At 71.1% G+C, this 23,373-nt stretch carries 33 protein-coding genes; 14 read left to right on the top strand and 19 right to left on the bottom strand.

Annotated elements, in window-relative coordinates; genetic code table 11:
* Window positions 1-2 precede the first annotated feature (2 nt).
* From P8R59_RS13340 to P8R59_RS13330, 3 genes are read right to left on the bottom strand one after another with little or no spacing between them, the layout of a single operon-like run.
* Window positions 3-503, bottom strand: a complete 501-nt coding sequence (locus tag P8R59_RS13340) for a GNAT family N-acetyltransferase (RefSeq protein ID WP_278101459.1) — start codon at window positions 501-503, stop codon at window positions 3-5.
* Window positions 500-1,453 (bottom strand): dipeptidase, encoded by a 954-nt coding sequence (locus P8R59_RS13335; RefSeq protein WP_278101458.1) that lies wholly within the window; start codon window positions 1,451-1,453, stop codon window positions 500-502. The genes P8R59_RS13340 and P8R59_RS13335 overlap by 4 nt, the downstream gene beginning before the upstream one ends.
* A 3-nt stretch (window positions 1,454-1,456) precedes the next feature.
* Window positions 1,457-2,188 carry a sulfurtransferase gene (locus P8R59_RS13330; protein WP_278101457.1) on the bottom strand — a complete coding sequence of 244 codons (732 nt, stop codon included), beginning with the start codon at window positions 2,186-2,188 and terminating at the stop codon, window positions 1,457-1,459.
* Window positions 2,189-2,255: 67 nt separating this feature from the next.
* Here P8R59_RS13330 and P8R59_RS13325 point away from each other — a divergent pair, with 67 nt between their 5' ends.
* Window positions 2,256-2,993: a glycosyltransferase family 2 protein gene (locus tag P8R59_RS13325; RefSeq protein ID WP_278101456.1), complete on the top strand. Its 738-nt coding sequence runs from the start codon at window positions 2,256-2,258 to the stop codon at window positions 2,991-2,993.
* The gene (locus P8R59_RS13320; protein ID WP_278101455.1) at window positions 2,993-3,877 is read left to right on the top strand and encodes an endonuclease/exonuclease/phosphatase family protein; all 885 of its coding nucleotides are present in this window, start codon (window positions 2,993-2,995) and stop codon (window positions 3,875-3,877) included. The genes P8R59_RS13325 and P8R59_RS13320 overlap by 1 nt, the downstream gene beginning before the upstream one ends.
* A 16-nt stretch (window positions 3,878-3,893) precedes the next feature.
* On the opposite strand, the gene P8R59_RS13315 is transcribed toward P8R59_RS13320, so the two are convergent.
* Window positions 3,894-5,423: a catalase gene (locus tag P8R59_RS13315; protein WP_278101454.1), complete on the bottom strand. Its 1,530-nt coding sequence runs from the start codon at window positions 5,421-5,423 to the stop codon at window positions 3,894-3,896.
* Between the two features lie 172 nt (window positions 5,424-5,595).
* On the opposite strand from P8R59_RS13315, the gene P8R59_RS13310 reads away from it, so the two are divergent.
* Window positions 5,596-5,811: a DUF2945 domain-containing protein gene (locus P8R59_RS13310; protein ID WP_063257024.1), complete on the top strand. Its 216-nt coding sequence runs from the start codon at window positions 5,596-5,598 to the stop codon at window positions 5,809-5,811.
* A gap of 101 nt (window positions 5,812-5,912) precedes the next feature.
* Here the strand turns inward: P8R59_RS13310 and P8R59_RS13305 are convergent, their stop codons facing one another.
* Together P8R59_RS13305 and P8R59_RS19235 are read right to left on the bottom strand one after the other, a co-directional pair.
* Window positions 5,913-7,352, bottom strand: a complete 1,440-nt coding sequence (locus tag P8R59_RS13305; protein ID WP_278101453.1) for a cryptochrome/photolyase family protein — start codon at window positions 7,350-7,352, stop codon at window positions 5,913-5,915.
* Window positions 7,349-7,504: a DUF2256 domain-containing protein gene (locus tag P8R59_RS19235; RefSeq protein ID WP_077050117.1), complete on the bottom strand. Its 156-nt coding sequence runs from the start codon at window positions 7,502-7,504 to the stop codon at window positions 7,349-7,351. The genes P8R59_RS13305 and P8R59_RS19235 overlap by 4 nt, the downstream gene beginning before the upstream one ends.
* A 113-nt stretch (window positions 7,505-7,617) precedes the next feature.
* On the opposite strand from P8R59_RS19235, the gene P8R59_RS13300 reads away from it, so the two are divergent.
* Window positions 7,618-7,749 (top strand): hypothetical protein, encoded by a 132-nt coding sequence (locus tag P8R59_RS13300; RefSeq protein ID WP_260025260.1) that lies wholly within the window; start codon window positions 7,618-7,620, stop codon window positions 7,747-7,749.
* A gap of 20 nt (window positions 7,750-7,769) precedes the next feature.
* Here P8R59_RS13300 and P8R59_RS13295 read toward each other — a convergent pair whose 3' ends face one another.
* Complete coding sequence (locus tag P8R59_RS13295; RefSeq protein ID WP_278101452.1) at window positions 7,770-8,258, bottom strand: pyridoxamine 5'-phosphate oxidase family protein; 489 nt, start codon at window positions 8,256-8,258, stop codon at window positions 7,770-7,772.
* Window positions 8,259-8,842: 584 nt separating this feature from the next.
* Here P8R59_RS13295 and P8R59_RS13290 point away from each other — a divergent pair.
* A complete protein-coding gene (locus tag P8R59_RS13290; RefSeq protein WP_026095524.1) occupies window positions 8,843-9,046 on the top strand; it encodes a cold-shock protein in 204 nt (67 codons plus the stop codon).
* Window positions 9,047-9,297: 251 nt separating this feature from the next.
* Window positions 9,298-10,392, top strand: coding sequence for a fatty acid desaturase family protein (locus P8R59_RS13285; protein ID WP_431606896.1), 1,095 nt, complete (start codon window positions 9,298-9,300; stop codon window positions 10,390-10,392).
* A 7-nt stretch (window positions 10,393-10,399) separates the two neighbouring features.
* On the opposite strand, the gene P8R59_RS13280 is transcribed toward P8R59_RS13285, so the two are convergent.
* The gene (locus P8R59_RS13280) at window positions 10,400-10,903 is read right to left on the bottom strand and encodes a metallophosphoesterase family protein (protein ID WP_278101451.1); all 504 of its coding nucleotides are present in this window, start codon (window positions 10,901-10,903) and stop codon (window positions 10,400-10,402) included.
* A gap of 38 nt (window positions 10,904-10,941) precedes the next feature.
* On the opposite strand from P8R59_RS13280, the gene P8R59_RS13275 reads away from it, so the two are divergent.
* Window positions 10,942-11,325 carry a DUF3054 domain-containing protein gene (locus P8R59_RS13275; RefSeq protein WP_278101450.1) on the top strand — a complete coding sequence of 128 codons (384 nt, stop codon included), beginning with the start codon at window positions 10,942-10,944 and terminating at the stop codon, window positions 11,323-11,325.
* On the opposite strand, the gene P8R59_RS13270 is transcribed toward P8R59_RS13275, so the two are convergent.
* Window positions 11,315-11,824, bottom strand: coding sequence for a glycine cleavage system protein R (locus P8R59_RS13270; protein ID WP_278101449.1), 510 nt, complete (start codon window positions 11,822-11,824; stop codon window positions 11,315-11,317). The two genes, P8R59_RS13275 and P8R59_RS13270, sit on opposite strands and share 11 nt — an antisense overlap.
* Before the next feature lie 65 nt (window positions 11,825-11,889).
* Here P8R59_RS13270 and P8R59_RS13265 point away from each other — a divergent pair, with 65 nt between their 5' ends.
* Together P8R59_RS13265 and P8R59_RS13260 are read left to right on the top strand one after the other, a co-directional pair.
* Window positions 11,890-12,177, top strand: coding sequence for a DUF6412 domain-containing protein (locus P8R59_RS13265; RefSeq protein WP_278101448.1), 288 nt, complete (start codon window positions 11,890-11,892; stop codon window positions 12,175-12,177).
* A gap of 84 nt (window positions 12,178-12,261) precedes the next feature.
* Window positions 12,262-13,020, top strand: a complete 759-nt coding sequence (locus P8R59_RS13260) for a YidC/Oxa1 family membrane protein insertase (RefSeq protein WP_278101447.1) — start codon at window positions 12,262-12,264, stop codon at window positions 13,018-13,020.
* On the opposite strand, the gene P8R59_RS13255 is transcribed toward P8R59_RS13260, so the two are convergent.
* The 3 genes from P8R59_RS13255 to P8R59_RS13245 all read right to left on the bottom strand — a co-directional run bounded on the left by P8R59_RS13255 (window position 12,975) and on the right by P8R59_RS13245 (window position 14,920).
* Window positions 12,975-14,222, bottom strand: a complete 1,248-nt coding sequence (locus P8R59_RS13255; protein WP_278101446.1) for an MFS transporter — start codon at window positions 14,220-14,222, stop codon at window positions 12,975-12,977. The two genes, P8R59_RS13260 and P8R59_RS13255, sit on opposite strands and share 46 nt — an antisense overlap.
* 112 nt (window positions 14,223-14,334) lie before the next feature.
* A complete protein-coding gene (locus tag P8R59_RS13250) occupies window positions 14,335-14,550 on the bottom strand; it encodes an SCO4848 family membrane protein (protein WP_077049926.1) in 216 nt (71 codons plus the stop codon).
* A 28-nt stretch (window positions 14,551-14,578) separates the two neighbouring features.
* Window positions 14,579-14,920 carry a TraR/DksA family transcriptional regulator gene (locus P8R59_RS13245; RefSeq protein WP_077049925.1) on the bottom strand — a complete coding sequence of 114 codons (342 nt, stop codon included), beginning with the start codon at window positions 14,918-14,920 and terminating at the stop codon, window positions 14,579-14,581.
* A gap of 75 nt (window positions 14,921-14,995) precedes the next feature.
* Here P8R59_RS13245 and P8R59_RS13240 point away from each other — a divergent pair, with 75 nt between their 5' ends.
* Complete coding sequence (locus tag P8R59_RS13240) at window positions 14,996-15,352, top strand: DUF2834 domain-containing protein (RefSeq protein WP_278101445.1); 357 nt, start codon at window positions 14,996-14,998, stop codon at window positions 15,350-15,352.
* A gap of 70 nt (window positions 15,353-15,422) precedes the next feature.
* On the opposite strand, the gene P8R59_RS13235 is transcribed toward P8R59_RS13240, so the two are convergent.
* Entirely contained in the window at window positions 15,423-16,271 is an 849-nt protein-coding gene (locus tag P8R59_RS13235) for an SDR family oxidoreductase (protein WP_278101444.1), read from the bottom strand.
* A 93-nt stretch (window positions 16,272-16,364) separates the two neighbouring features.
* Between P8R59_RS13235 and P8R59_RS13230 the strand changes: the two genes are divergently transcribed.
* From P8R59_RS13230 to P8R59_RS13220, 3 genes are read left to right on the top strand one after another with little or no spacing between them, the layout of a single operon-like run.
* On the top strand, window positions 16,365-16,733 hold the full coding sequence (locus P8R59_RS13230) for a winged helix-turn-helix transcriptional regulator (protein WP_278101443.1): 369 nt from the start codon (window positions 16,365-16,367) through the stop codon (window positions 16,731-16,733).
* A gap of 26 nt (window positions 16,734-16,759) precedes the next feature.
* Window positions 16,760-17,815, top strand: a complete 1,056-nt coding sequence (locus tag P8R59_RS13225) for an FUSC family protein (protein WP_278101442.1) — start codon at window positions 16,760-16,762, stop codon at window positions 17,813-17,815.
* Between the two features lie 49 nt (window positions 17,816-17,864).
* Window positions 17,865-18,527 carry an LON peptidase substrate-binding domain-containing protein gene (locus P8R59_RS13220; RefSeq protein WP_278101441.1) on the top strand — a complete coding sequence of 221 codons (663 nt, stop codon included), beginning with the start codon at window positions 17,865-17,867 and terminating at the stop codon, window positions 18,525-18,527.
* Window positions 18,528-18,533: 6 nt separating this feature from the next.
* Here the strand turns inward: P8R59_RS13220 and P8R59_RS13215 are convergent, their stop codons facing one another.
* The 5 genes from P8R59_RS13215 to P8R59_RS13195 form a co-directional block, all read right to left on the bottom strand.
* Window positions 18,534-19,310, bottom strand: coding sequence for an isocitrate lyase/PEP mutase family protein (locus P8R59_RS13215; RefSeq protein ID WP_278101440.1), 777 nt, complete (start codon window positions 19,308-19,310; stop codon window positions 18,534-18,536).
* Complete coding sequence (locus P8R59_RS13210; protein WP_278101439.1) at window positions 19,307-19,972, bottom strand: SDR family oxidoreductase; 666 nt, start codon at window positions 19,970-19,972, stop codon at window positions 19,307-19,309. Before P8R59_RS13210 ends, P8R59_RS13215 begins: the two co-directional genes overlap by 4 nt.
* 1 nt (window position 19,973) lies before the next feature.
* Window positions 19,974-20,357, bottom strand: a complete 384-nt coding sequence (locus P8R59_RS13205; RefSeq protein WP_278101438.1) for a PPOX class F420-dependent oxidoreductase — start codon at window positions 20,355-20,357, stop codon at window positions 19,974-19,976.
* 71 nt (window positions 20,358-20,428) lie between these two features.
* A complete protein-coding gene (locus tag P8R59_RS13200) occupies window positions 20,429-20,824 on the bottom strand; it encodes a YchJ family protein (protein WP_278101437.1) in 396 nt (131 codons plus the stop codon).
* 10 nt (window positions 20,825-20,834) lie between these two features.
* Entirely contained in the window at window positions 20,835-21,368 is a 534-nt protein-coding gene (locus P8R59_RS13195; RefSeq protein ID WP_278101436.1) for a hypothetical protein, read from the bottom strand.
* Window positions 21,369-21,444: 76 nt separating this feature from the next.
* On the opposite strand from P8R59_RS13195, the gene P8R59_RS13190 reads away from it, so the two are divergent.
* Window positions 21,445-22,371, top strand: coding sequence for a 5'-3' exonuclease (locus P8R59_RS13190; protein ID WP_278101435.1), 927 nt, complete (start codon window positions 21,445-21,447; stop codon window positions 22,369-22,371).
* Between the two features lie 7 nt (window positions 22,372-22,378).
* On the opposite strand, the gene P8R59_RS13185 is transcribed toward P8R59_RS13190, so the two are convergent.
* Entirely contained in the window at window positions 22,379-23,371 is a 993-nt protein-coding gene (locus tag P8R59_RS13185) for a PHP domain-containing protein (protein WP_278101434.1), read from the bottom strand.
* Window positions 23,372-23,373 lie beyond the last annotated feature (2 nt).

Raw genomic sequence — 23,373 nt, 5'->3', positions numbered from 1 at the left:
CGTCAGCGTCGCGTCGCCAGCGCCTCCAGCGCCGCACCGGTGACGCGGCGCGTCGTCCACTCCTCCATGGCCTCGGCACCGAGCGCGCGGTAGAACCCGATCGCGGGCTCGTTCCAGTCGAGCACCGTCCACTCCAGCCGCGGGTACCCCTGCGCGAGGCACTCCGCGGCGAGCGCGGACAGCAGCGCCACTCCGTACCCGTTCGATCGGTACTGCTCGTGCACGTAGAGGTCTTCGAGCCAGATGCCGTGCTTGCCGGTCCAGGTCGAGTAGGTGAGGAACCAGATCGCGATCGCGCGGATCTCGCCGTCTCCCCCGTCGACGACGAACGCGAAGGCGCGCGGGTCGTCACCGACGAGCGTGGCCGTGAGCATGTCGACCGTGTTGTCGACGGCATCCGGTTCGCGTTCGTAGTCGGCGAGCGCCTGGATGCAGGCGAGGATCCCGGCCTCGTCGCCGGGGCGGGCGGGGCGCAGCACGGCGCCGTCGGTCAGTTCGGTCATGGCTGAGGCTCCCAGCTCTCGAGGGCGACGCGGCGGAAGTTCCCGCCGAGCACCGCCGCGATGTCGGTGTCGTCCCACCCGCGGTCGCGGAGCGCCGCGCCCAGGCCGACGAAGGTCTCGGGTGGCATCCATTCGACCGGGCCCCACGCGGTGTAGCTCGCGTCGTAGAGCGCGGGGCTCTCGGCCAGGGTGGTCTGGAACGTCTCCCAGTCGAACGAGAAGTCTGTGCTCACCCCGACGTGCCGGATGCCGACGACCTCGACGGCGTACTCGATGTGGCGCACCATGGCTTCGAGCGTGGGGGTGTTGGGACCGAGGAAGATGCCGACGCCGGTGATGCCGACGACTCCCCCGGTGTCGGCGGCCGCGCGCGCCTGGTCGTCGGTGATGTTGCGGGGGTGGTCCCACACGGCCTTCATGCACGAGTGGCTGAAGACGACGGGCCGCGTGGACACGGCGCACATGTCGAGCGAGGTCCGGGCGCCGACGTGCGAACCGTCCGGAACCATGCCGCGGAGATTCAGTTCGGCGACGAGGTCGCGGCCCCAGCGCGAGAGCCCCGGGTCGTCGGCATCCAGGCATCCGCCCCCGGCCGCGTTCGCGTAGTTGTAGACCGGGCCGAGCGTGCGAACGCCCTGAGCGACGAGCGTCGCGACGGCGTCGAGGTCACCGCCCAGCGGCGCTGCGTCCTCGAGGTCGAAGACGACGGCGGTGTCGCCGGCGGCGGCGATCCGGTCGACGTCGGCGACCGTCGCGGCGAGCTCCAGTCCGTCGATCGCGGTCACCTGCGCACGGAACGCGCGAAGGATGGATGCCGCGACCTCGGGGCCGTGGGGCGCGTAGCCGGCGTTCAGCGATACGAGTCCGCCGCCCGCCGGGCGGTAACGGTGCAGCTCCGTCAGGTCAGCGGTCTCGACGAGTTCGGCGCACGCGTGCTGATCCCACAGCATGGATCAGGCGCCCGCGCGGGCGGACAGCGCCGGGTCGAGGGCCTCGCGCTCGTCGAACACGAAGCAGTCGCCGTCCCAGTGCGCGTTCCCCTCGGCGGCGAACCAGCCGAGGATGCCGCCGTCGAGCTGGTACGCGTCGAGGCCCTGGTCGCGCAGGTACAGGGCCGCCTTCTCGCACCGGATACCGCCGGTGCAGAAGCTCACAACGGTCTTGCCGTCGAGCTCGTCGCGGTGGGCGCTCGCGGCATCCGGGAACTGGGTGAACCGCTCGATGCGCCAGTCGCGGGCGCCCGAGAACGTGCCGTAGTCCACCTCGAAGGCGTTCCGCGTGTCGACGAGCACGACCTCGCGTCCCTCGTCGTCGGCTCCGCGATCGAGCCAGCGGCGGAGGGTCGCCGGCGACACGGCGGGCGCACGACCGTCCTGCGGGCGCACCTCGGGCCGGTCCATGCGGATGATCTCGCGCTTGACCTTCACGAGCAGCCGGCCGAAGGGCACGGCATCCGACCAGCTCTCCTTCGCGTGGAGAGCCGGAAAATCGACGCGCAGCCCGTCGACGAAGGCCCGCACAGCGTCCGGCTCACCCGCGAGGAACAGGTTGATGCCCTCCTCGGCCAGCAGGATCGTCCCGCGCAACCCTGCACCCGTGGCGCGGTCGCGCAGCACGGGCCGGAGCGCCGCGGGATCGTCGATCCGCGTGAACAGATACGCCGAGACGTTGAGGACGGATGCCATGGCATCCAGGGTACGCAGAGCGCAAGGCACCTCGTGCCGGAGGCCGCGGCCGCTAGCGTGACTCGCGATGACTCTCGCCGCCCCGACCGTCTCGGTCGTCATCCCCGTCCGAGACGATGCCGTGCCCCTCGCCGGGTGCCTCGACGCCCTTGCCGCGCAGACCCGACCGGCCGACGAGATCGTCGTCGTCGACAACGCCTCGACCGATGACAGCGCCGACGTCGCCCGCGCCGCGGGAGCGCGGGTGGTGTTCTGCGGCGAGCGCGGGATCCCCTCCGCCGCGGCCGCCGGCTATGACGCCGCGACAGGCGAGCTGATCCTGCGCCTCGACGCCGACAGCCTCCCCGGCCCCGGATGGATCGCGTACATGACGGCCGCGCTCTCCGACCCCGACGTGGATGCCGTCACCGCCGGTGCGGTGTTCCACGACGGGCCCCCGCGGGGGCGCCGGCCGATGGCGTGGGCGTTCCTCGGCACGTACGCGGCCTTCGCGTACCCGGCTCTCGGGCACGCGCCGCTGTGGGGGTCGAACATGGCGTTCCGGCGCACCGCGTGGCTCGCGGTGCGCGACGAGGTCCACCTCGACCCCGAGCTGCACGACGATCTCGACCTCGCGTTCCACCTCGGCGAACACCACCGCATCCGCATCGTGCCGGGTCGATCGCAGATGCGCGTCTCGTCGCGGACGGTCCGCCCGCGACGGTTCGCCAAGAGCTTCTCGCGCGGCATGGGTACGGTCTTCGCGCACTGGCCGCGCGAGATCCCGCCGCTGCGGTGGGCACGGCGACAGAGGGTGGGGCGCTGATGGGCGCGGTGCTGTTCCCGAACGTCGAAGCCCCCGACCTCCTCGTCATGAGCTTCAACATCCGCCGTCGCTTCGAACGCCTCACGTGGCCTCCGGAGGACCGCTGGGGTCTGCGGAAAGAGCGGCTCCGCGTGTACCTCGGCGCGAACAAGCCGCACGTGCTCGGATCTCAGGAGGCCCGCCCCGACCAGGCGCGATGGGTGCAGAACTCCCTCGGTACGTCGTACGGCCGCATCGGCCACGGGCGGGGCAAGGACAGGGACGGCGAGGGGACACCGATCTTCTACGACCGCGACCGTCTCGAGCTGCGGGACTGGACGCAGGTGGCCCTCTCCGACACCCCGGCGCTCGACGGCTCCGTGGGCTGGGGCAACACGATCCCCCGCATCGCGGTCATCGCGCGATTCGTCGACTCCGCGACGGGCGCGCCGTTCGTGTTCGTCAACAGCCACTTCGACGCGTTCTCGCGCCGCGCCCGGCGACGCTCGGCGCGCTGGCTCGCCGACCTCGTCGCCGCGGAGGAGTTGCCCCTGCTCTTCACCGCCGACGTCAACGCCCCGATCCGGTCGGCGGAGCTCGCCGCCATGTTCGCCGACGGCGGTCTCGTCGACACCTGGTCGTATGCCCCGACGCGCCGCACGGTCGAGTGGGGGACGTTCAACGACTACCGGAAGCCGCGCGTGGGCGCTCGCCGCATCGACGCGATCCTCGCCACCCCCGACGTCGGCGTCCGCGCAACGGGGATCGACCCGCGTCCGACGGGAACCAGCTGGCCGTCCGACCACCTGCCGGTGCAGGCCGTCGTGCGCATCCCGGTGCCGCCCGGCGACGGCCCGGTGCCGCACGGTGACGCGACACCGGCGGGCCACCCCGACTCGGAGTAGGCCCGCCGAACGTCGATCAGACGCGTCCCGCGACGTCCCGACCGACGAGGTCGCCGTCGGGGTTGGGCTCGCTGAGCTGCTCACCGGGGGCCGTCGAGTCTTCGAGCGGCGGGAGGCCGGCCTCGACGCGTGCGCCGATCTCGGCATCCACGTTCTTCCAGTACTGCACGGCCCGGTCGCGCACCTCGGCGCGGGTGACGCCACCGACGTGCCCGGTGATCGTCTCCACCAGCCGGTCGCGGGCCTCCGCCGACATCACCTCGCGCACGAGGGTCCCCGCCTGGCCGAAGTCGTCGTCCTCGGGGTGCAGGGTCGCCGCCGACCGGACGAGCTCGCCGTCGCTCTGCCACCCGCCGTCACCGGCACGGCGCGGATCGGCAGCCGGTCCGCCGGCCGAGTTCGGGGCGTAGACGGGCACCTCGGGCGGGTTGTACTCGTAGCGCATCGCGCCCTCCTTCGAGTACGAGTGCACCTCGGTGTGGGGACGGTTGACCGGCAGCTGCTGGTAGTTCGTGCCGACGCGGTAGCGGTGCGCATCGGCGTAGCTGAAGATGCGCGCCTGCAGCATCTTGTCGGGGCTGCCGTCGATACCGGGCACGAAGTTCGACGGCTCGAAGGCCGCCTGCTCGATCTCCGCGAAGTAGTTGCCGGGGTTCCGGTTCAGCTCCATCGTGCCGACCTCGATCTCGGGGTAGTCGCTGTGCGGCCAGACCTTCGTGAGGTCGAACGGGTTGAAGCGGTAGGTCTTGGCATCCTCGTACGGCATGATCTGCACCTTGAGGGTCCACGTCGGGAACTCGGCGCGCTCGATCGCGGCGTAGAGGTCGCGGATGTGGAAGTCGGCGTCCTGACCTGCGATCTGGTCGGCTTCGTCCTGCGTCAGGGTCTTGTGGCCCTGGTCGGTGTGGAAGTGGTACTTCACCCAGAACCGTTCGCCCGCGGCATTGATCCACTGGTAGGTGTGCGACCCGTACCCGTTCATGTGCCGCCACGAGGCCGGGATGCCACGGTCACCCATGAGCCAGGTGACCTGGTGCGCGCTCTCGGGCGACAGGGTCCAGAAGTCCCACTGCATGGTGTTGTCGCGCAGGTGGCTGCCGGGAAGGCGCTTCTGCGACCGGATGAAGTCGGGGAACTTGATCCCGTCCTTCACGAAGAAGACCGGGGTGTTGTTGCCGACGAGGTCGTAGTTGCCCTCGGTCGTGTAGAACTTCAGCGAGAACCCGCGCGGGTCTCGCCAGGTGTCCGGGCTCCCCTGCTCGCCCGCGACCGAGGAGAAGCGCGCGAGCATCTCGGTCTCGACACCGGGCTGGAACAGAGCCGCGCGCGTGTAGGCCGAGACGTCTCCGGTGGTGCGGAACGTCCCGAACGCGCCGCCGCCCTTCGCGTGCACCACGCGCTCGGGCACGCGCTCGCGATTGAACTGCGCGAGCTTCTCGATCAGATAGTGGTCGGTCAGGGCGATGGAGCCGTCGGCCCCGACGCTCTGGGAATGCTCGTCGCTGGCGACGGGAGATCCGTTGTTGGCGGTGGTGGGCTCGGACATGGCGCTCCTCACATGGAAATCCGGGGACGTCTTCGACGCTACGCACGGCGCCCCGGCTGGACGAGGCATTGCACAACTCGTCATGAGCGCGTACGGTCCCGCGGCTGTCAATCCCCGGCTCCACGACCCCGCCGCTGGCGACCATGACGGGACCGAACGGAAGGAAACGCACATGTCGAAGGATCTGTCCAAGGGCGACCGGGTCAGTTGGGACACCCCGCAGGGGCGCACCCAGGGTGAGGTCGTGGAGAAGAAGACGAAGGACTTCCAGCACGACGGTCAGAAGTTCACGGCATCCGAGGACGAGCCGGCCTACATCGTGAAGTCGGAGAAGACCGACGCCACCGCCGCGCACAAGGGCTCGGCGCTGAACAAGCTGAAGGGCTGACCCGTCCCGGGCTCCGGAGAATTCGGCGGGTAGGCGGGCTCAGTCGCGTGGCGGCTGCCCCGATCGCCCGCTGATCCGGAGCCCGGCACCGACGCCCGCGGTCACCCCGCGGCGTCGCGCCGCTGGCGCATCTGCGCGAGCGCGAGGGAGAGCCGGTGGTTGCCGGCGAGGACGTCCTCGTGCCGTTCGAGGAACCCCCAGTACGCGTCGGTGAAGACCGAGTCCTTGGCGGCCTGGGCCGACGGCCACCACGCCCCCATCCTCTGCAGGTACGCCCCGCCCGAGACGTAGGGCTTCGTGGCGACGAAGCCGCCGTCGGCGAATTGGCTCATGCCCATGACGTTGGGCACCATCACCCAGTCGTACGCGTCGACGAAGAGTGCCAGGAACCAGCGGTTGACCTCTCGCGGCGAGTACCCCTGCAGCAGGAACCAGTTGCCCAGCACCATCAGCCGCTCGATGTGGTGCGCATAGCCCCACCGGTGCACGCGTTCCAGGACGGTCCGCACCGGCACCGGCAGGTCGGACGGCATCCGCTCCCCCGAGTACCAGTACTTCTGCACGCGCTTCTCGAGGTGCAGCGCATTGACGCGCTCGAGCTCCGGGTGCGCCCGGTACATCCCGCGCATGTACTCCCGCCAGCCGATCACCTGCCGGACGAACCCCTCGACGGATGCCAGCGGCGCATCGGTCCGCGTGACGGCGGCGATCACGTCGTCGACGGTGAGCAACCCGATGTTCAGCAGCGGGGAGACGACCGCGTGGAAGAGGAAGGGCTCGTCGGCCTTCATGGCGTCCTCGTACCGGCCGAAGTCGTGCAGGCGTTCGGCGACGAAGACCTCGAGCCAGGCGTGCGACTCCTCGGGGGTGACGGGGAGCCAGAACTCGGTCGCTGCGCCGGGATGGTCGGGGAAGCGTTCGTCGACCTCGGCGATGACCGCGGCCGTGATGTCGTCGTGCGCGGGCGTCGGCAACGGCGGGATCTCGACGCCCTTCTTCGGCAGGGGCTTGCGGTTGTCCGCGTCGAAGTTCCAGCGGCGCCCGGCGGGTTTCCCGCCGTCCATCAGGATGCCGGTGCGCCGACGCTGCCAGTGGTAGAAGTCCTCCATCAACGGCGTGGGGTGCTCCGCGAACCATCCGTCCACCTCCTCCTCGGGAGTGAGGAACAGCCCGTCCGGGAGGATCTCGGGCTCGACGCCGTGGGCCGCGCAGATCGCCGAGATCCGCTCGTCTACCGGCCGGTTGGGGTCGCTCATCCACGTGAGCTCGGTGACGCGGTGCTCCGTCAGGAGACGGTCGAGACCCGCACGGAACGTGAGGTCGTCGGACAGCGCGATGCGTCGGACCGTCCGCCCCTCGGCCTCGAGCCGCGCCGCCGTGTGCCGCATCGCCGAGAGCAGCAGCACGATCTTGTGCCGGTGGTAGGGCAGCTTCGCGAATCGCGGAGCGGACTCGATGAAGAAGAACTCCTCCACGTCGTCGTCGGCGAAGGCCGGATGCTCCGCGAACTGCTGCGTCGCGAGGATCAGCGCGGCCCTCACGCGCGTCTCCGTTGCTTGGCGGCGCTGGCGCGGCATCCGCGCGAGCAGTAGAGGACCTCGTCCCATTGGTCGCGCCCGCTCCAGCGCTTGCGATCGGAGAAGGGTCTGCCGCAATAGGCGCAGGGCTTGGTGCGCAGCGGGGCTCGTGCCATGGCGTCATGGTGCCAGCGCGGCTCGCGTCGGTTCGGGGGCTTGCGCCCTGCACAGGGAACCCTCTCGCGCAAGGGTCGTGCGCGCAGCGCAGCCCGTTGATCGAGTGGATGCCATGGACACGACACCGCAGAGCACCCCCGACACCGCCGACCAGCCGGACGAGCTGGAGACAGCGGACCTGCCCGAGATCCCCGACGGCACCGACGACGACGACGCCCCCGTCGACAACCCGTCCGGGGGCTGACGCCGCGCCTGTCCGCCCGGTCAGGCGGGCAGGTCGAACTTCTCGTTCTCGCCGCGCGGTCGCTCGCCGGTGACCTTGGATGCCACCAGGGCCACCGCCGTGGCGATGCGACCGCCGGCGCTCCCCCAGTACTCGCCGCTCAGGGCGGAGACCTTCAGCAGAGTGACGCCGGGTGACTCGGGACCGTCGGGGAACCAGGCTTCGACGGTGGTGGACCACAGCTCCTTCAGTTTCGCCAGATCGTCGATCACCTCCGCTTCGCCCGCGAGCGACAGCCACAGGCCGTCGGAACTGAACGACAGGCCGACCTTCGGGTCGCGTCGGACGTGCTCCACCGCCGAGGCGTGCGTGCCGACGATGAACCACAGGTCGCCGTCGGACTCCGACTCCTGCACCGTGAGCGGGTGGGCGTGGAGATCACCCTCCTCCGCCCGCGTGGTGACCATCGCGAAGCGGAACTTCGGGAGCAGTTCGTTCAGCTTGTCCAGCTCGGAAGCGGTGTCGGACATGGTGTCCTCCTTCTCTCGGGGAGGTGTTCAGCCCACTCGCTCGGACCACCGCCCGCCACCGGTTGACGCCGTGTCGAGAGTCTGATCTCGCCGGGTCTGTGCGCGCCGACCCTTCCGTGGTACCGTTGAGTATTCGTTCTGGGACCTGCTTCATCGACGTCCGCCTCATCGCTGAGATGCCGGGCGCACGGCACCGAGCCGTTATCGATGCGAGTCCCCCCTCATCTCCGCGCGGCCCATTCGGGTGCGACCATCCGGTCTCCCGTCGGCCGCGGAAAGTCCGCGTGTCTGCTTTTCTCCCCCTGCCCCTGTCGTGGCGCCAGGCCGATCTCGACGTGTTCGTCGCGACGGTCGATTCGGCGTACGCCGGTTTCGTCGGCGCCGTCCCCGTGGGCTTCGAAGCCCAGGGACCGCTCGGTGAAGACCTCGGCATCCACGACTCCGTCGACGCGGCCCGCGCCGCCGTCGACGCCCAACACGTTCGCACGACCCTCCCGGTCGCGCGGCGTCCCCGTCCGCTCCGCATGCGTCGGAGCGGCGCACCCGGCCGTAATCGCGGCCCGAAAAGAAAAAGGAAGAACACGATGGCCACTGGCACCGTGAAATGGTTCAACTCCGAGAAGGGCTACGGGTTCATCGCACCCGACGACGGCTCGGCCGACCTGTTCGCGCACTTCAGCGCGATCCAGGGCAATGGCTTCAAGGAGCTGCAGGAAGCACAGAAGGTCGAATTCGACGCCGAGCAGGGCCCCAAGGGCATGCAGGCGGCGAACATTCGCCCCCTCTGAGCTCACGCTCCTCAGCGAAGGCCGGGAGGGTCGCTTCGGCGGCTTCCCGGCCTTCGCCGCGTCTGCGCCCGGGTTTCTTGCGGTGCAGGAGGGGTGTCGGGAAGATGACCGGTTCCGGTGAGTATGCCGAGGATGCACTCGTATTCCGGTGAGCCCATACGCCCCGCCGTAGTGTGGGCCGCAGCCCGGGTAGCCGCCCCGGCTCCCGACTACGGTCACCACTCCCGAGGAGCTTCTTCATCGCCTCCACCATCGTCGAGTCCCGTCTCGGCCCCGTTCGTCAGACCTATTCCGGCACCACCGAATTCCCCCCGATCGCGAAGGCCTACACAGAGCTGTCCCAGGTCGTTCGCGAAAGCGGGCTCCTCGCCCGCACCCCCGTCTTCTACGCGCTCGTCGGCGCCGCCGTCGTCCTCGGATTCGGCGGAGCGATCACCGGTTTCGTGCTCCTCGGCGACAGCTGGTTCCAGTTGCTCATCGCCGCAGCACTCGGCATCCTGTTCACCCAGGTCGCCTTCCTCGCCCACGAGGCCAACCACCGCCAGATCTTCGCGTCCGGCCGGGCGAACGACCGCCTGGCGCTGTGGATCGGCAACGGCATCGTCGGCATGAGCCAGTCGTGGTGGGCCACGAAGCACACGCGCCATCACGCGAACCCCAACCGCGTCGGCAAGGACCCCGACATCGAGATCGACACGATCTCGTTCCTCGACGAGGATGCCGCCAAGGCACGCGGCATCCAGCGGTGGATCACGCAGCGGCAGGGCTGGCTGTTCTTCCCCCTCCTCACGCTCGAGGGCCTGAACCTCCACGTGCTGGCCATCCGCCACCTCGTCTCCCGCGGCGAGGTCAAGGGTCGCTGGACCGAACTGGGCCTCATCGCCCTCCGGATGGCGGTCTTCGTCGCTCCCGTGTTCATCTTCCTGCCCCTCGGGATGGCGTTCGCCTTCCTCGGCGTGCAGCTCGCAGTGTTCGGCGTGTACATGGGCGCATCCTTCGCCCCGAACCACAAGGGCATGGCCGTCATCGCCCCGGGTGCGAAGCTCGACTTCTTCAGCAAGCAGGTGCGCACCTCCCGCAACATCTCCGGCGGCTGGTGGGCCACGTGGCTCATGGGCGGTCTGAACTACCAGATCGAGCACCACCTGTTCCCGAACATGCCGCGGCCGTACCTGAGCCGTGCGCGCGAGATCGTGCGCGAGCACTGCGAGACGCTGCAGGTCCCCTACGTCGAGACGACGCTGTTCCAGTCGTACGGCATCGTCATCGCGTACCTCAACCGCGTCGGGCTCGCCGCCCGCGATCCGTTCGAGTGCCCGATGACGTCGGCCGCGCGGCGCATCTGACCCGCAGTCAGTCCCGCTCCACCTCGACGACGTCGAGGGAGCGGACCCCGCCGTCAGCCAGAGCGAGCATCATCATGGTGCACGCCGGCTGGCGGCGGCGGTCTGTCGGCGACCCGGGATTGACCAACCGCATCCCGGCGGGCGTGACGGTGTCCCACGGGATGTGGCTGTGACCGAACACCAGCAGATCCACGGAGGGGAACGCGGCATCCATCCGTTTCTCCCGTCCCGCGGCCGGACCGGTCTCGTGGGCCACCGCCATGCGGACCCCGTCGACCTCCGCCCGGGCCACTTCGGGCAGCCGCGCCCGGAGGTCGGCGCCGTCATTGTTCCCCCACACACCCACGACAGGGGCGAGGGACTCGAGCTCGTCGAGCACCGTGGCGGTCACCCAATCGCCGGCGTGCACGACGAGGTCGACCTCGGATGCCGCTCGGCGCACGGCCTCCGGAAGGCTGCGCGCCCGCTTCGGGACGTGCGTGTCCGCGAGGAGCAGCAGTCGCGTCGTCATCGGGCTCACGCTACCCGCGGTGCTGCGAGGATGGGAACGTGACCGCTCGCCGCCCCGTCCTGTTCGCCCTGATCCTCGACATCGTTCTCGTCGTCGTGTTCGCCGCGATCGGCCGGGCGACGCACGACGGCGACGTGCTGGGTCCCGCGGGCGCAGGCCTGGCGACCACCGCGTGGCCGTTCGTCGTCGGCCTGCTCCTCGGGTGGGCCGTGAGCCTCGGCTGGCGACGCCCGCTCGCACCGCTGCGGACCGGCCTGCCGGTGTGGGGTGTGACGCTGGTGGCCGGGATGCTGCTGCGCGCGGTGAGCGGCCAGGGTGTGGCCGTGGCGTTCGTCGTCGTCGCCGCGATCACCCTGGCGCTGTTCCTGGTCGGCTGGCGCACGGTCGCCGCGATCGCGGCCCGCGCGCGGGTCAGTCGGTGAGCGTGACGTCGACCTGGATCTCGGCCGCGAGGTTCTGAAGGTCCTCCACCAGTTCGTCGACCCCGCCCCCGTCGACGAGCGTCGCGGTCAGCGAGGCCTCGAACAGCCGACCGCCCGCCATCGCGGCATCCGTGGTTTGAGTGGACATCCGGTCGATGCTGGCCCCGCGGGCGCTCAGCGCCCCCGTGATCTCCCGCACGATGCCCGGGCGGTCGTTGCCCATCACCGTCAACGCGACGGTGCGCGCCGCCATCGCGGGGACCGCAGCCGGACCGTGCACCGTGACCCGGAGGGTGCCCGCCGCCGCCTCGAGCGCCGCGCGCAGGTCGTCGGAGCGCTCGGCGGCCACCGAGACCTCGACGATCCCGGCGAAGGCACCCGCGAGTTCCGCCAGCTCGCTGGTCTCCCAGTTTCCGCCGTGCGCGTTGACGATGTCGGCGAGGGATGCCACGAGCCCGGCGCGGTCGTCGCCCACCACGGTGATCACGAGAGTCGTCATGCCCGACAGCGTAGCCACCGACCCGCTGGTAGCGTGAGGGCTCGACCGAGGAGAGGGGGCACGGGATGATCGCGTCGTTCCTGACCGCTCTGAACCTGCTGCTCGTCGCCGCAGAGGTCGCGCTCACCCCCGACGGAGGCGCCTCCCCCGCGCCGCTGCTGGCCCTGGCGCTGGCGGCCGCCGTCGTGCTGACCGTCGCCGTCGCCGTCCTCGTGTTCCGCCTCCTGGCGGACGCCCCGCCGGCGCGACCGACACGCCCCATCGATCCCTCCGCTCCGCTCGCGCAGAGCGATCCCGACGCCGCCGGCCACCCGCGCCCGCGAGCTCCCGGACGCGCGGCAACGGCCGCGTAGACCGCCCGGCGCCCTCGACGGCGCCGCCTCGGCATCCCTTCGTGGCCGATCGCTCCCAGATCGCTCCCACGAACGGATACTTCTTTGGACCTCTTCGCCCTGCCGCCGCTGGCGGCCCTGCTCGACCTGACCACGCGGGGCCTGCTGGCCCTCACCGTCCTCCTCTCCCCCGCCGCCGGAGCCGCAGCCGCCGCGCTGGCGGTCGTCCTCGTCACCCTCGTCGTCCGCGCCGCACTCATCCCCGTGGGGGTGTCGCAGGCCCGCGCCGAACGCGACCGCGCGCGACTGGCTCCGCGCCTGCGCTCACTCCGCGAGAGGTGGGGGAAGAACCCGGAACGCCTGCAACGGGAGACGATGCAGCTCTACCGCGACGCGGGCGTGTCGCCGTTCGCCGGCTGCCTGCCGGTGCTCGCCCAGGCGCCGGTCGTCGGACTGCTGTACGCCGTGTTCCTGCACCCCACGGTCGCGGGGCACGCGAACGGCCTGCTCACCGAAAATCTCGCGGGCGTTCCGCTCGGGTCGAGTCTGCTGACCGCGCTCACCGGCGGATCGGCGGATGCCCTGACTTTCGCCCTCTTCGGGCTCATCGTCGCGATCATCGCCGGCGCGGGTGAACTGACACGGCGATTCCTGCGACCCCCGTACGACCCGGCCACGCCGAGGTCGGTGGTCGTGATGACCGCGGTGCTGCCCTTCAGCACCGCGCTCGTGGCGATCTTCGTGCCGCTCGCGGCGGCCCTCTACCTCGCCGTCACCACCGTCTGGACCTTCGGCCAGCGGTGGGTCCTGCGGCGGTTCTACCCGATCGACGACGGGCCGGCGGCATCCCACCGTCGAGCGTGAACGAGGTTGACCGCGGCCATGGCGAGCACGAGGAGCGCCGCACCCGCGGGGATCAGCATCGCCGACTCGACCGAGGCGCGCTCGGCGACGGCGCCGGTGACCGCGGACGACAGCGCCTGCGCGAGCGTGAGGGCCGAGGCGAGCAACGTCATCGTGGTCGCCGTGCGCCCCGCCGGCGCGCGGTGCCCGGCGAGGCTGAAGAGCGTCACGAGCGAGGGTCCGACGCCGATGCCCATGAGGCACAGCACGACCGTGACGGTCAGCACCGAACCGCCCACCGAGTACGCGCCCGCCGAGGCGAAGAGGAGGATCGCGAACGCCACGAGCCGCCACCGCAGCGAGAAGCGGGCGGGCAGCACCGCCACCGCCAGGGCGAGCACCGCGGAGCCGACGCCCATGACGCCGTACAGCAGAGCCCCGGCCTCGGGCGCCCCTCGGGCCTCCATGAACGCCGTCAGCGACGTCAGCGTCGAACCGAAGAACGCGCCGACGCCGAAGACCGCGGCGACGAGCATGAGCATCCGCGGCCGGAGCAGCTCGCGGGCGGGAGCCATCGTGCCGCGCTCGGAGGCGACGGGGACCACGCGACCCGTGGGGTGCAGCGCGAACGCGGTCACGAAGACGAAGCTCAGCGCGGCGGCCGCAACGATCGGCGCCCACGGCGCCACGACCGCGGCGAGCACGCCCACGACGAAGGGTCCGATCACGAACGCCGTCTCGTCGGCCGCCGACTCGTATGCCATCGCCCGCGAGAAGGTGCGCTCGCGCCGGTCGGCCTCGATCCGCGCGCCGATGAGCGCCATGACGCGGCTGCGCGACATCGCCGCGGTCTGCGGGCCGGTGAGACCGATCGCGACGGCGCTCGCGAGCACGAGGGAGTCAGCGGCGAGAGACCCCACGACCACGGGGAAGAGCGCGAGCAGGATGCCGTTGGCGAGCCCCGTCGGCACCAGCACCCGCGACTGCCCGAACCGGTCGGCGAGATCGCCGAGCACGGGCCCGGCGATGACGACGCCGATGCCGACCGCCGCAGAGGTGAGCCCGCCGAGCGCGACCGACCCGCGCACCGAGACGACCAGCGCCAGGACACCGACCGTCATCATCGCGAACGGCAGACGCGCGATGAAGGCGACGGGGAAGTACCAGAAACCCGTGTGGTGGATCAGGGGGCGCGGCGCAGTGGACGGGACGGGGTGGTGCATGGGGATCTCCGGGGCGTGGGGCGGTGCCGCCTTGCCGGTCCGGTAGGTAGATGCACGAGGTGCGGCGGGCGAACCCGCGCCCCCATTCTACAGAGCCCGCGCGCGCGACGGCCTAGGAGACCAGGGCCGCGATCGCGGCGATCACCGATGCGAGCGCCAGCACCAGGGCGATGGCGATCAGCACCGTGTGCACCACGAGGAACGCCGTGGGCTTGCCGGCGGCATCCCGGGCGCGGGGATCCTTCGCGATCCGCGGGTAGAACCGGGGCCACACGACCGCGTTGAAGACGGCGTTGGCGAAGAGCAGGACGATTAGCAGCGGTTCCACCCTCCGAGCCTACGGCGGCGACCGGGACTCAGGTCGCGCAGACGATGCAGCGCCGTGCCGTCGGCCGGGCCTCCAGGCGCGCGTCGGCGATCGGCCGCCCGCACACCTCGCACACCCCGAAGGTCCCGGATGCCACGCGCTCCCGCGCCGCGCGGATCTCGTCGCGCTCCGCGACCGACGCGCGGGCCAGCGCGTCGACCTGCGCCCACTCCCCCGACAGCGTGGAGCCCTCGGGATCGTGCTCGTCGTCCGCCGTGGCATCCGCCCGGTCGTGCCGGAGGCTCTCCGCGTCGGCCGTCAGATGTCGCAGTCGCCGGTCGACGGCGCGCTCGAGCTCATCGAGCAGAGCCGTGGCGCGGGTGGCATCCATTCCTCGACGCTACTGCGCGGCGGCGACATCGGGACGGGGCTGGATCACGGAGCGCGCAACCGCCAGGATCGGCGCATGGCTGACCTCCTCAAGCACTGGACACCGCTGTCGGTCGCGTTCCTCGTACTGTCGATCCTCGGGCTCGTCGGAACGTGGACCTTCAACGTCTTCGCGATCGTGCAGATGGTCGACTTCCTCGGCGATCTGGTCTCCAGCGGCCCGGCCGTGTCATCGATCACCGTCGACCTGCTCGTCGTCGCGGTCGCCGGCAGCATCTTCATCCTCGTCGAGGGGCGACGCCAGGGCATGCGGCACGCGTGGCTGTACGTCGTCCTGTCCGGCCTCACCGCCTTTGCGTTCACCTTCCCGCTGTTCCTCGCGATGCGCGAGCGGAAGCGGACGGGCGCTCGCTCCGCTCGCGCAAACGCGTGAGTCGCCAAGATTCGTCGCTTCGAGCACGGCTCAGGCGACACTTCCTGGCGACTCACGCCCCCGGCGCGCGTCAGCGGGCGCGCAAGCCGGCGACGAGCGGGGTGGTCGGGCGGCCGATCACGCGGGCCAGAGTGCCGTCGGTCTGCGACAGCGCGCCGCGGGCGATCGCGTCGTCGATGCCGGCGACGAACGCCGCGGTCCCGGCATCCAGGCCCGCCTGCTCGAGTCCCGCCGTGAGCTGCTCCAGCGTCACCGGCTGGTAGACGACCTCACGGCCGAGCACCTCTGCGGCCGCGGCGGCCAGCTCGTCGTACGTCCAGGCGACGTCGCCGGCGAGCTCCAGGGTCCGGCCGCGGAACTCATCGGTGGTGAGGGCCACAGCGGCCGCCTCGGCGTAGTCGCGACGGCTGGCGCTCGCAACGCGCGCGTCACCGACCGCGGCGACGATCACGCCGGACTCCGCCGCGCGCGCGACGGAGTCGAGGTAGTTCTCCGTGTACCAGTTGTTGCGGAGGATCGTGGCATCCAGGCCCGCCTCGGCGATCGCGCGCTCGGTGGCGAGGTGGTCGGCGCCGAGGGCGTAGTCGATCTCGTCGACGCGCGGCGCGCTCGTGTAGACGAGGCGGTCGATACCGGCGGCGCGCACGGCCTCCACGACGTTGCGGTGCCCCGCGACGCGGTCGACATCGGTCCCCGAGATGAGCAGTACGCCGGTCACACCCTCCAGGCCCGCGGTCAGCGTGTCGGGTCGGGCGTAGTCGAACTCGACGACGCGGATGCCGCGCGCGGCGAGGTCGCCGGCCTTGGCGGGGGTGCGGACGCCGGCGACGAGGTCGGATGCCGCGACACCGCGCGCGAGCAGCGCGTCGATCACGAGGCGGCCGAGGTGCCCGGAGGCGGCGGAGACGAGGAGGGTCATGGGAGTGTCCTTTCGGTCGGTACGCCGAAGCCAACGTGGCCGGACGGGACGCATTCCGGAATGCGGGTACCCACTTTCCGGTTAGGTACTCACGTGATGGTGAGTCTTGCGGATCTGCGCGCCGAACGTCCTGACGTGTTCTCGGACGGGTGCCCCACCCGAACGGTGCTCGACCACGTGATGGGCAAGTGGGGGGTCCTCGTCCTCGTCGGACTCTCGGACGGGACGCAGCGGTGGGGCGAACTGCGCCGGAACGTCACCGGCATCAGCGAGAAGATGCTCGCGAGCACTCTGAAGACCCTCGAGGGCGACGGCCTGGTCCGCCGCACCGCGTATCCCGAGGTGCCCCCGCGTGTCGAGTACGCCCTGACCGATCTCGGACAGGACCTCATGGAGCGCATGCTGCCGCTGATGGCGTGGGTCGCCGAGAACGCGGATGCCATGCTGGACCGGCCGAAGTGACGGCGCCCTCGGCCTACTCTCGATTCATGCGATTCCCGCTCCGACTTCCGCGTGAAAGCCTGAGTTTCCGGGCTGCGCGGCGGGGACCGTTCCTGCAGGTCGCGAAGTCCGCGGTCGCGATGATCGCGGCCTGGATCGCGGCGGGCGCGCTCGTCCCCGGACCGCCCCCGATCTTCGCGGCGATCGCCGCCGTCCTGGTCGTGCAGCCAAGCATCAATCAGTCCTTCGCCCGCGCCGTCGAGCGCAGCGTCGGCGTGATCGTCGGCGTCGTCATCGCCTCCCTCCTCGGCATCGCGCTCGGGTCCCCCACCTGGGTGATCCTGCTGGCCGGCGCAGTGTCCCTCGGCGTGGCGTGGGCGCTGCGGATGTCACCGGGCGCGACCAACCAGGTCGCGATCAGCGCGGTGCTCGTCCTGGCACTCGGGACGGCGACCCCGAACTACGCCCTCGACCGCGTGCTGGAGACGGTGATCGGTGCGGTCATCGGCATCCTGGTGAACACCGCCCTCGTCCCCCCGGTCCTCGTCCCCCCGGCGCGCGAGAAGCTCGACGTCCTCGGGCGCGAGCTCGCCGCAGCCCTCGAACGTCTCGCCGACGCCCTGGAGACCCCGCAGAGCCGCGAGTCGCTGGAAGGTCTCCTCCTGGAAGCGCGCCTCCTGCGCCCGGTCCGGGATGCCGCGGCCGAGGCGATCCGCGACGGCGCCGATTCGCTTTCGCTCAACCCGCGCAGTTCCCGCCACCGCGCCGACCTCGCGGAGATGCAGGCGCGCCTCGACCGATTTACCCCCGTCGTCACGCAGACGGTGGGGATGACGCGGGCGGTGTACGACGGATACACCCCGTCGATCACCGATGACCCGTCGGTGCGCGCGATCGCGGAGCAGTTGCACCGGGCGGCCCACGACGTCCGCCTCGAGTTCTCGCTCGATCCGAACACCGAGCCCGCGCCGATCGCGGAGGAGCCGGCCCTCACCCGGCCCCTGCAGATCCGCACCCCCTCGACCGAGCACTGGGTGCTGATCGGCTCGCTGCTGATGGATCTCCACCGCATCCACGAGAGCCTGCGGGACGAGCCGGCGTGAACACCGCGGAGACGGCCCTCGTCGCCCGCAGCGCTGGTTGACTGGTGCCATGGGTACCGCGATGTTCCCGTTGGGAGCCGTCCTCTTCCCGCACACCCCCCTGGCGCTGCGGATCTTCGAGGAGCGCTACCTCGTCATGCTGGGGATGCTGCTGGACGAGGTCGATCCCGAGTTCGGCGTCGTCCTGATCGAGCGCGGTGTCGAGACCGGCGGCGGCGACCAGCGCTTCGCGTTCGGGACGATGGCGCGCCTCAGCCACGTCGTGCCGCAGGCCGGACAGATGTCGATTGTCGCCCGCGGAGCGGAGAGGTTCGAGATCGTCGAGTGGCTCGACGACGCCCCGTATCCCCGGGCCGAGGTGCGTCCGCTTCCCGACCTCGAGTGGAACGACGACCTCGCGCCGCTCCTGGAGGAAGCCGAACGCATCGTGCGCCGCGTCCTCGGCCGCGCGCGCGAATTCGGGGTGGCCCGGTGGGACCCCGACGTCGAGTTGTCGGAGGCGCCCCTCGAACGCGCGTGGCAGATCGCCGCGATCGCGCCGCTGGGCGAGCTCGATCAGATGCAGCTGCTGCGGTCCCCCACGATGGGCGGGCTGCTGCGCGCGACCGTGGATCTCACTCTCGCCGCCGAGCCGTTGCTCGGCGACCCCATCCCCGACGGCGTCATCGTGGTCGTGGACGACCCCGATGACGACGCCGAGGACGACGACTGATGCGGCTCAGTTCAGGGCGCGCACCGTGGACGGGATGACGCCCGAGCCGTAGAGGTCGATCGCCAGGTCCTGCAGGGCGGTGAGTGCGACGCGCTGCGTCTGCGGTCCGTAGGAGATCCGCGCCACCCCGAGCGCCTCGTACTCGGCGGCGGTCAGTGCGCCGGGCACGCCGATCACGCTCACCTTGCGTTCGCCGATGCCCTCGACCAGGCGACGCGTCGCGTCCGCGTCTAGGAGGCCCGGGACGAACACGGTCGTGGCGCCGGCGTCGAGGTACGCGCGGCCGCGGGCGATGGCATCCTCGAGCTTCTCGTCGAGGGGACGATCGCCGCCCTTCAGAACGGCGTCGGTGCGCGCGTTGAGGACGAAGGGCACGCCCTCGGCCGCACCCGCGGCGACGATCGCCTCGACCGCGGCGACGGAGTCCGCGAGCGGCCGGAGACGGTCCTCGACGTTGGCACCGACGACGCCGACGCCGATCGCGCGGCGCACGGTCTCGCCCGGGTCGCCGAACCCGGCGTCGAGATCGGCGGAGACCGGAACGTCGACGGCCGCGACAATGCGCCCGACCATGTCGAGCATGAGGTCGAGCGGGATGTTCTCGCCGTCCTCGTAGCCGAAGGTCGCGGCGATCGAGTGGCCGGCGGTCGCGAGCGCCCGGGTCTGCGGCAGCTCGGCGATCGCGCGCGCCGAGACGACGTCCCACACGTTGACGACGCGCAGGATCTCGGGGGCGTGGTGGAGAGACGCGAGGGTCTCGGCGCGGGCGGTGAGATCGGTCATGCGGATGCTCCTTCGGAGTCGGATACGAGTGCTTCAGCGATGAGGGTGTCGCCCGCACCGAAGCGGATGAACCGCCCGATGGTCGCCGACTGCACGAGGCTCGCCGCGACGACGGCGGCGACGTCGGCGCGACCGACCTCGCCCTTTCCCTGCGGGGCGGTCGTGATACGACCGGTGGGCGGGTCGAGTGTCAGGGTCCCGGGTCCGAGGATCGTCCAGTCCAGGTCGCTGGCCCGAAGGTGGTCGTCGGCCTGGAGCTTGGCGTCGGCGTAGGCGAAGAACGGGTCGTCTTCCGGGATGCCGTGGTCCGGCGTCGACCCGATCCACGACACCATCACGAACCGGCGCACGCCCGCCTTCGCGGCCGCGTCGACGGCGCGCTGCGCGGCGTCGCGGTCGACCGCGTACGTCCGCTCGGCGGAACCGCCGCCGGCGCCGGCGGACCACACGACGGCGTCCGCGCCGTCGAAGGCGGCGGCCATCTCGTCGACGTCCGCCTTCTCGACGTCGAGCACGAGCGGCTGCCCGCCCGCGGCTTCGACGTCGGCGCGGTGGTCGGGGTTGCGCACCACCGACACCGCCTCGTCGCCGCGCTCGGCGAGAAGACCCGCCAGGTGCAGGGCGACCTTGCCGTGTCCTCCGATGATCACGATGCGTTCCATGTCACTGTCCTCCGACTTTCTCGACCGACATCTTCAGGATCACGCGGTTCGCGCGATCGGGCGGGGGCTGCTGCCCCGCGTTGCCGTAGCGCTGACCGAGGCGGACGTAGAACGCCCCCTCGGGATCGGCGACCTCGTCCACGAGCCGCCCGCGCACCTCGATGTAGCGGTACGGCTGATCGGGGTCGAAGACCATGAAGCTCATCGATGGATTCGCCTGCAGGTTGCGGTACTTCTGCCGCGTGGTGGTGTGCGTGAACAGCACGTGCTCGCCGTCGAACTCGAACCACATGGGGTTGACCTGCACCGTTCCGTCGGGACGGACGGTGCCCAGGGCGCCGTAGTTCGGATTCTCGAGCAGGTCACGAAGCGCATCGGGGATCATGCGTGTCCTCTCATCGGGTTCCAGCCGCGAGCCTACGCACCGCCTCCGACACGGATGCCGGGCTTGACGGCTCAGGCGACGTCGCCGTCGACGTACACCCAGCGGCCCCCGCGCCGGATGAATCTGCTCCGCTCCGACAGCACGCCCCGCTCGCCCGCGCGCCGCCACGATGCCGCGAACGCCACCGTCGCGGCATCCCCGTCCTCGACGGCCTCGTCGATCACGAGCCCCTCCCAGACCGTGTCGTCGAGGTCGATGTCCTCCGGACGGGTGCGGGGATGCCACGTCCGCGCGAGGTGGTCGGCGTCGCCGACCGCGAACGCGGTGTAGCGCGATCTCATCAGTCGCTCGGCCGAGGGCGCCGCGGCGCCGTCGAGGAGCGGGCCGCAGCACTCACCGAACGCCGCGCGCCCGCACGGGCACGGAGCGGAGGCGGAGGGGCGGAGGGGCCGGACACCGAAGGACACCCCCGACACTCTAGGCAGTCCACACGGCGAGCAGCGTGCGCACGGTCGTCTCGTACTGCGCGCGGTCGAAACGGAGCGTGGCGGGCGGGGTGGCGGACGTCACGCGCTCGTCCCCGAGACCAATCTGATATCCGATGTCGCGCCACTCGACGACCTCGCCGTCGACGCGCACGTCGACGCTCAGAGCCCCGCACGCGAGATCGCCGCACTGCGGACAGAACAACACGGCCACACGGTCGTCGATGAAGGACACCCACGGGTCCATTCCGGAGACGTCCTCGCCGAGGAGCGCGCGCAAGCTCCCGATGACATAGCGCTCCCCGTGGAGGTCGTCGCTCATGAACGTGACCTCGTCGATCGTCACACCTTCCGGGAAGAGGACGATCTCCCGGAGGGGGATGCCATCCACGGTCCAATCGAGGATCCGCCGCGTCGGCGGAAGGCTGCGCCCGATGCGGCGCCACGGACTCGGTCGGAGATTCCAGCGCGGGAACTCCGCCCAGCGCACGCCGAGGATGGAGAGCGGCGACACCGATCCGGACATGCCTGCGAGCCTATTGGGCGGGTCGCCCGCGAAAGAGGGATGCGATGCCGCGACCCGGCATCACTACCCTGAGCACATGGCATCCCGTCCGGAAAAGCTGCTCCTGCTCGACACCGCCTCGCTGTACTTCCGCGCGTTCTACGGCGTGCCCGACAAGGTGAAGGCCGACGACGGCACCTCCGTCAACGCGGTACGGGGGCTTCTCGACATCATCGCGAAGCTCGTGACGACGTATGAGCCGACACGGCTCGTCGCCTGCTGGGACGACGACTGGCGACCGGAATGGCGTGTCGATCTCCTCCCGACGTACAAAGCCCACCGGGTCGTGGAGACCGTCGAGGGCGGACCCGACGTCGAGGAGGTCCCGGCGGCGTTGACCGCACAGATCCCCCTCATCCGCGAGACCCTCGAGACGCTCGGCCTCGCGATCGTCGGAGCCGCCGAGCACGAGGCCGACGACGTCATCGGCACGCTCGCCACGCGCGCCGACGTGCCCGTCGACATCGTCACCGGCGACCGCGACCTCTTCCAACTCGTCGACGACGACCGTGGCATCCGGGTGATCTATACGGCCCGGGGAATGAGCAACCTCGAGATCATCGACGACGCGGCCGTGCAGGCCCGATACGGCATCCGCGCGGCTCAGTACGCCGACTTCGCGGCGCTGCGCGGCGACCCCTCCGACGGCCTGCCCGGGGTACCGGGCATCGGCGAGAAGTCCGCGGCCGCGCTCCTGGCCGCGGCCGACGACCTCGACGGCATCCGCTCCGCCGCCGCGGAGGGCACGGTCGGCACCCCCGCACAGCGGGCCAAGATCCTGGCCGCCGCGGACTATCTCGACGCCGCGCCGACCGTCGTCGGAGTCGTCCGCGACCTCGATCTCGCGCCCGCCGACGACCGCATCGCGGTGGACGACGACCGCGCGGAAGCCGCCACCGAGCTCGCCGCGCGCTGGAACCTCGGCACGTCGATGACCCGGGCACTGGCCGCCCTGCGCGCCTGAGCGCGGCTCAGCGGTCGCGGGCGAGCCAGTCCCGCAGCCGGGGCAGGGGCCACGTCGTGATGATCCGCTCGGCCGGGACGCCCGCCGCCTCCGCGCGGACCGCGCCGTAGTCGAGCAGCGACAGCTGCCCCGGGGCGTGCGCATCCGAGTCGATCGAGAACAGGCACCCCTCCGACAGCGCCAGGGCGAGCAGGTCGTCGGGCGGGTCCTGACGTTCGGGACGCGAATTGATCTCGACCGCCACACCGGATGCCGCGCACGCCGCGAACACCTCCCGCGCGTCGAACTCCGACGGCGGCCGGGTGCCGCGCGCTCCCTCGACGAGGCGTCCCGTGACGTGGCCGAGCACGTCGACGCGCGGGTCACCCGCAGCGGCCACCAGCCGGCGCGTCATCGGGCCGCCCTCCATACGCAGCTTCGAGTGCACGGATGCCACGACCACATCGAGTTCGCGCAGGAGAGCGTCCTCCTGGTCGAGGGCACCGTCGTCCAGGATGTCGACCTCGATGCCGGTCAGGAGGGTGAACCCGTCGCCGGAGAACCCGCGGACGACCTCGATCTGCGAGCGAAGCCGCTCGGGCGACAGACCGTTCGCCACCGTCAGCCGCGGCGAGTGGTCGGTGAGGGCCAGATACTCGTGACCGAGCCTCCGCGCCGCCTCGACCATCGGCTCGATCGGTGTCAGGCCGTCGGACCAGTCGCTGTGGCTGTGCAGGTCACCCCGGAGCGCCGACCGCAGTTCTCCCCCACCGCCGAGGCCCGCCTCCGCGCGGAGCGTCGCCAACCGCTCCGGCACACCGCCGCCCAGCGCCTCCCGGATCACCGCGAACGTGGAGTCCCCGATCCCCGGACGCCGACGCAGCCCGGGATCGCGCAACTCCTCGTCGCTCAGTCCTTCGATGGCCGCGGCCGCTGTGCGGAACGCCTTCGACTTGTAGCGCGACGACCTCTCCCGCTCGAGCAGATACGCGATTTCGGTGAGCGCGTCGAGCGGGTGCATGC

Origin of the sequence: Microbacterium proteolyticum, from assembly GCF_029639405.1 — a bacterium.
In the GTDB taxonomy this organism is placed as follows: domain Bacteria; phylum Actinomycetota; class Actinomycetes; order Actinomycetales; family Microbacteriaceae; genus Microbacterium.
Note: the sequence above shows the minus strand (reverse complement) of the source record. Positions and strands in the feature narration are given on the sequence as shown.

What these genes read in the sequence shown, in the direction of transcription:
- P8R59_RS19235 (WP_077050117.1), bottom strand. Translation starts at nt 7,504, where the DNA reads ATGGCACGAGCCCCGCTGCGCACCAAGCCCTGCGCCTATTGCGGCAGA.
- P8R59_RS13195 (WP_278101436.1), bottom strand. Translation starts at nt 21,368, where the DNA reads ATGTCCGGATCGGTGTCGCCGCTCTCCATCCTCGGCGTGCGCTGGGCG.
- P8R59_RS13330 (WP_278101457.1), bottom strand. Translation starts at nt 2,188, where the DNA reads ATGGCATCCGTCCTCAACGTCTCGGCGTATCTGTTCACGCGGATCGAC.
- P8R59_RS13185 (WP_278101434.1), bottom strand. Translation starts at nt 23,371, where the DNA reads ATGCACCCGCTCGACGCGCTCACCGAAATCGCGTATCTGCTCGAGCGG.
- P8R59_RS13295 (WP_278101452.1), bottom strand. Translation starts at nt 8,258, where the DNA reads ATGTCCGACACCGCTTCCGAGCTGGACAAGCTGAACGAACTGCTCCCG.
- P8R59_RS13300 (WP_260025260.1), top strand. Translation starts at nt 7,618, where the DNA reads ATGGACACGACACCGCAGAGCACCCCCGACACCGCCGACCAGCCGGAC.
- P8R59_RS13280 (WP_278101451.1), bottom strand. Translation starts at nt 10,903, where the DNA reads ATGACGACGCGACTGCTGCTCCTCGCGGACACGCACGTCCCGAAGCGG.
- P8R59_RS13265 (WP_278101448.1), top strand. Translation starts at nt 11,890, where the DNA reads ATGATCGCGTCGTTCCTGACCGCTCTGAACCTGCTGCTCGTCGCCGCA.
- P8R59_RS13255 (WP_278101446.1), bottom strand. Translation starts at nt 14,222, where the DNA reads ATGCACCACCCCGTCCCGTCCACTGCGCCGCGCCCCCTGATCCACCAC.
- P8R59_RS13340 (WP_278101459.1), bottom strand. Translation starts at nt 503, where the DNA reads ATGACCGAACTGACCGACGGCGCCGTGCTGCGCCCCGCCCGCCCCGGC.
- P8R59_RS13240 (WP_278101445.1), top strand. Translation starts at nt 14,996, where the DNA reads ATGGCTGACCTCCTCAAGCACTGGACACCGCTGTCGGTCGCGTTCCTC.
- P8R59_RS13190 (WP_278101435.1), top strand. Translation starts at nt 21,445, where the DNA reads ATGGCATCCCGTCCGGAAAAGCTGCTCCTGCTCGACACCGCCTCGCTG.
- P8R59_RS13220 (WP_278101441.1), top strand. Translation starts at nt 17,865, where the DNA reads ATGGGTACCGCGATGTTCCCGTTGGGAGCCGTCCTCTTCCCGCACACC.
- P8R59_RS13270 (WP_278101449.1), bottom strand. Translation starts at nt 11,824, where the DNA reads ATGACGACTCTCGTGATCACCGTGGTGGGCGACGACCGCGCCGGGCTC.
- P8R59_RS13245 (WP_077049925.1), bottom strand. Translation starts at nt 14,920, where the DNA reads ATGGATGCCACCCGCGCCACGGCTCTGCTCGATGAGCTCGAGCGCGCC.
- P8R59_RS13225 (WP_278101442.1), top strand. Translation starts at nt 16,760, where the DNA reads ATGCGATTCCCGCTCCGACTTCCGCGTGAAAGCCTGAGTTTCCGGGCT.
- P8R59_RS13310 (WP_063257024.1), top strand. Translation starts at nt 5,596, where the DNA reads ATGTCGAAGGATCTGTCCAAGGGCGACCGGGTCAGTTGGGACACCCCG.
- P8R59_RS13210 (WP_278101439.1), bottom strand. Translation starts at nt 19,972, where the DNA reads ATGGAACGCATCGTGATCATCGGAGGACACGGCAAGGTCGCCCTGCAC.
- P8R59_RS13315 (WP_278101454.1), bottom strand. Translation starts at nt 5,423, where the DNA reads ATGTCCGAGCCCACCACCGCCAACAACGGATCTCCCGTCGCCAGCGAC.
- P8R59_RS13335 (WP_278101458.1), bottom strand. Translation starts at nt 1,453, where the DNA reads ATGCTGTGGGATCAGCACGCGTGCGCCGAACTCGTCGAGACCGCTGAC.
- P8R59_RS13215 (WP_278101440.1), bottom strand. Translation starts at nt 19,310, where the DNA reads ATGACCGATCTCACCGCCCGCGCCGAGACCCTCGCGTCTCTCCACCAC.
- P8R59_RS13320 (WP_278101455.1), top strand. Translation starts at nt 2,993, where the DNA reads ATGGGCGCGGTGCTGTTCCCGAACGTCGAAGCCCCCGACCTCCTCGTC.
- P8R59_RS13290 (WP_026095524.1), top strand. Translation starts at nt 8,843, where the DNA reads ATGGCCACTGGCACCGTGAAATGGTTCAACTCCGAGAAGGGCTACGGG.
- P8R59_RS13325 (WP_278101456.1), top strand. Translation starts at nt 2,256, where the DNA reads ATGACTCTCGCCGCCCCGACCGTCTCGGTCGTCATCCCCGTCCGAGAC.
- P8R59_RS13235 (WP_278101444.1), bottom strand. Translation starts at nt 16,271, where the DNA reads ATGACCCTCCTCGTCTCCGCCGCCTCCGGGCACCTCGGCCGCCTCGTG.
- P8R59_RS13205 (WP_278101438.1), bottom strand. Translation starts at nt 20,357, where the DNA reads ATGATCCCCGATGCGCTTCGTGACCTGCTCGAGAATCCGAACTACGGC.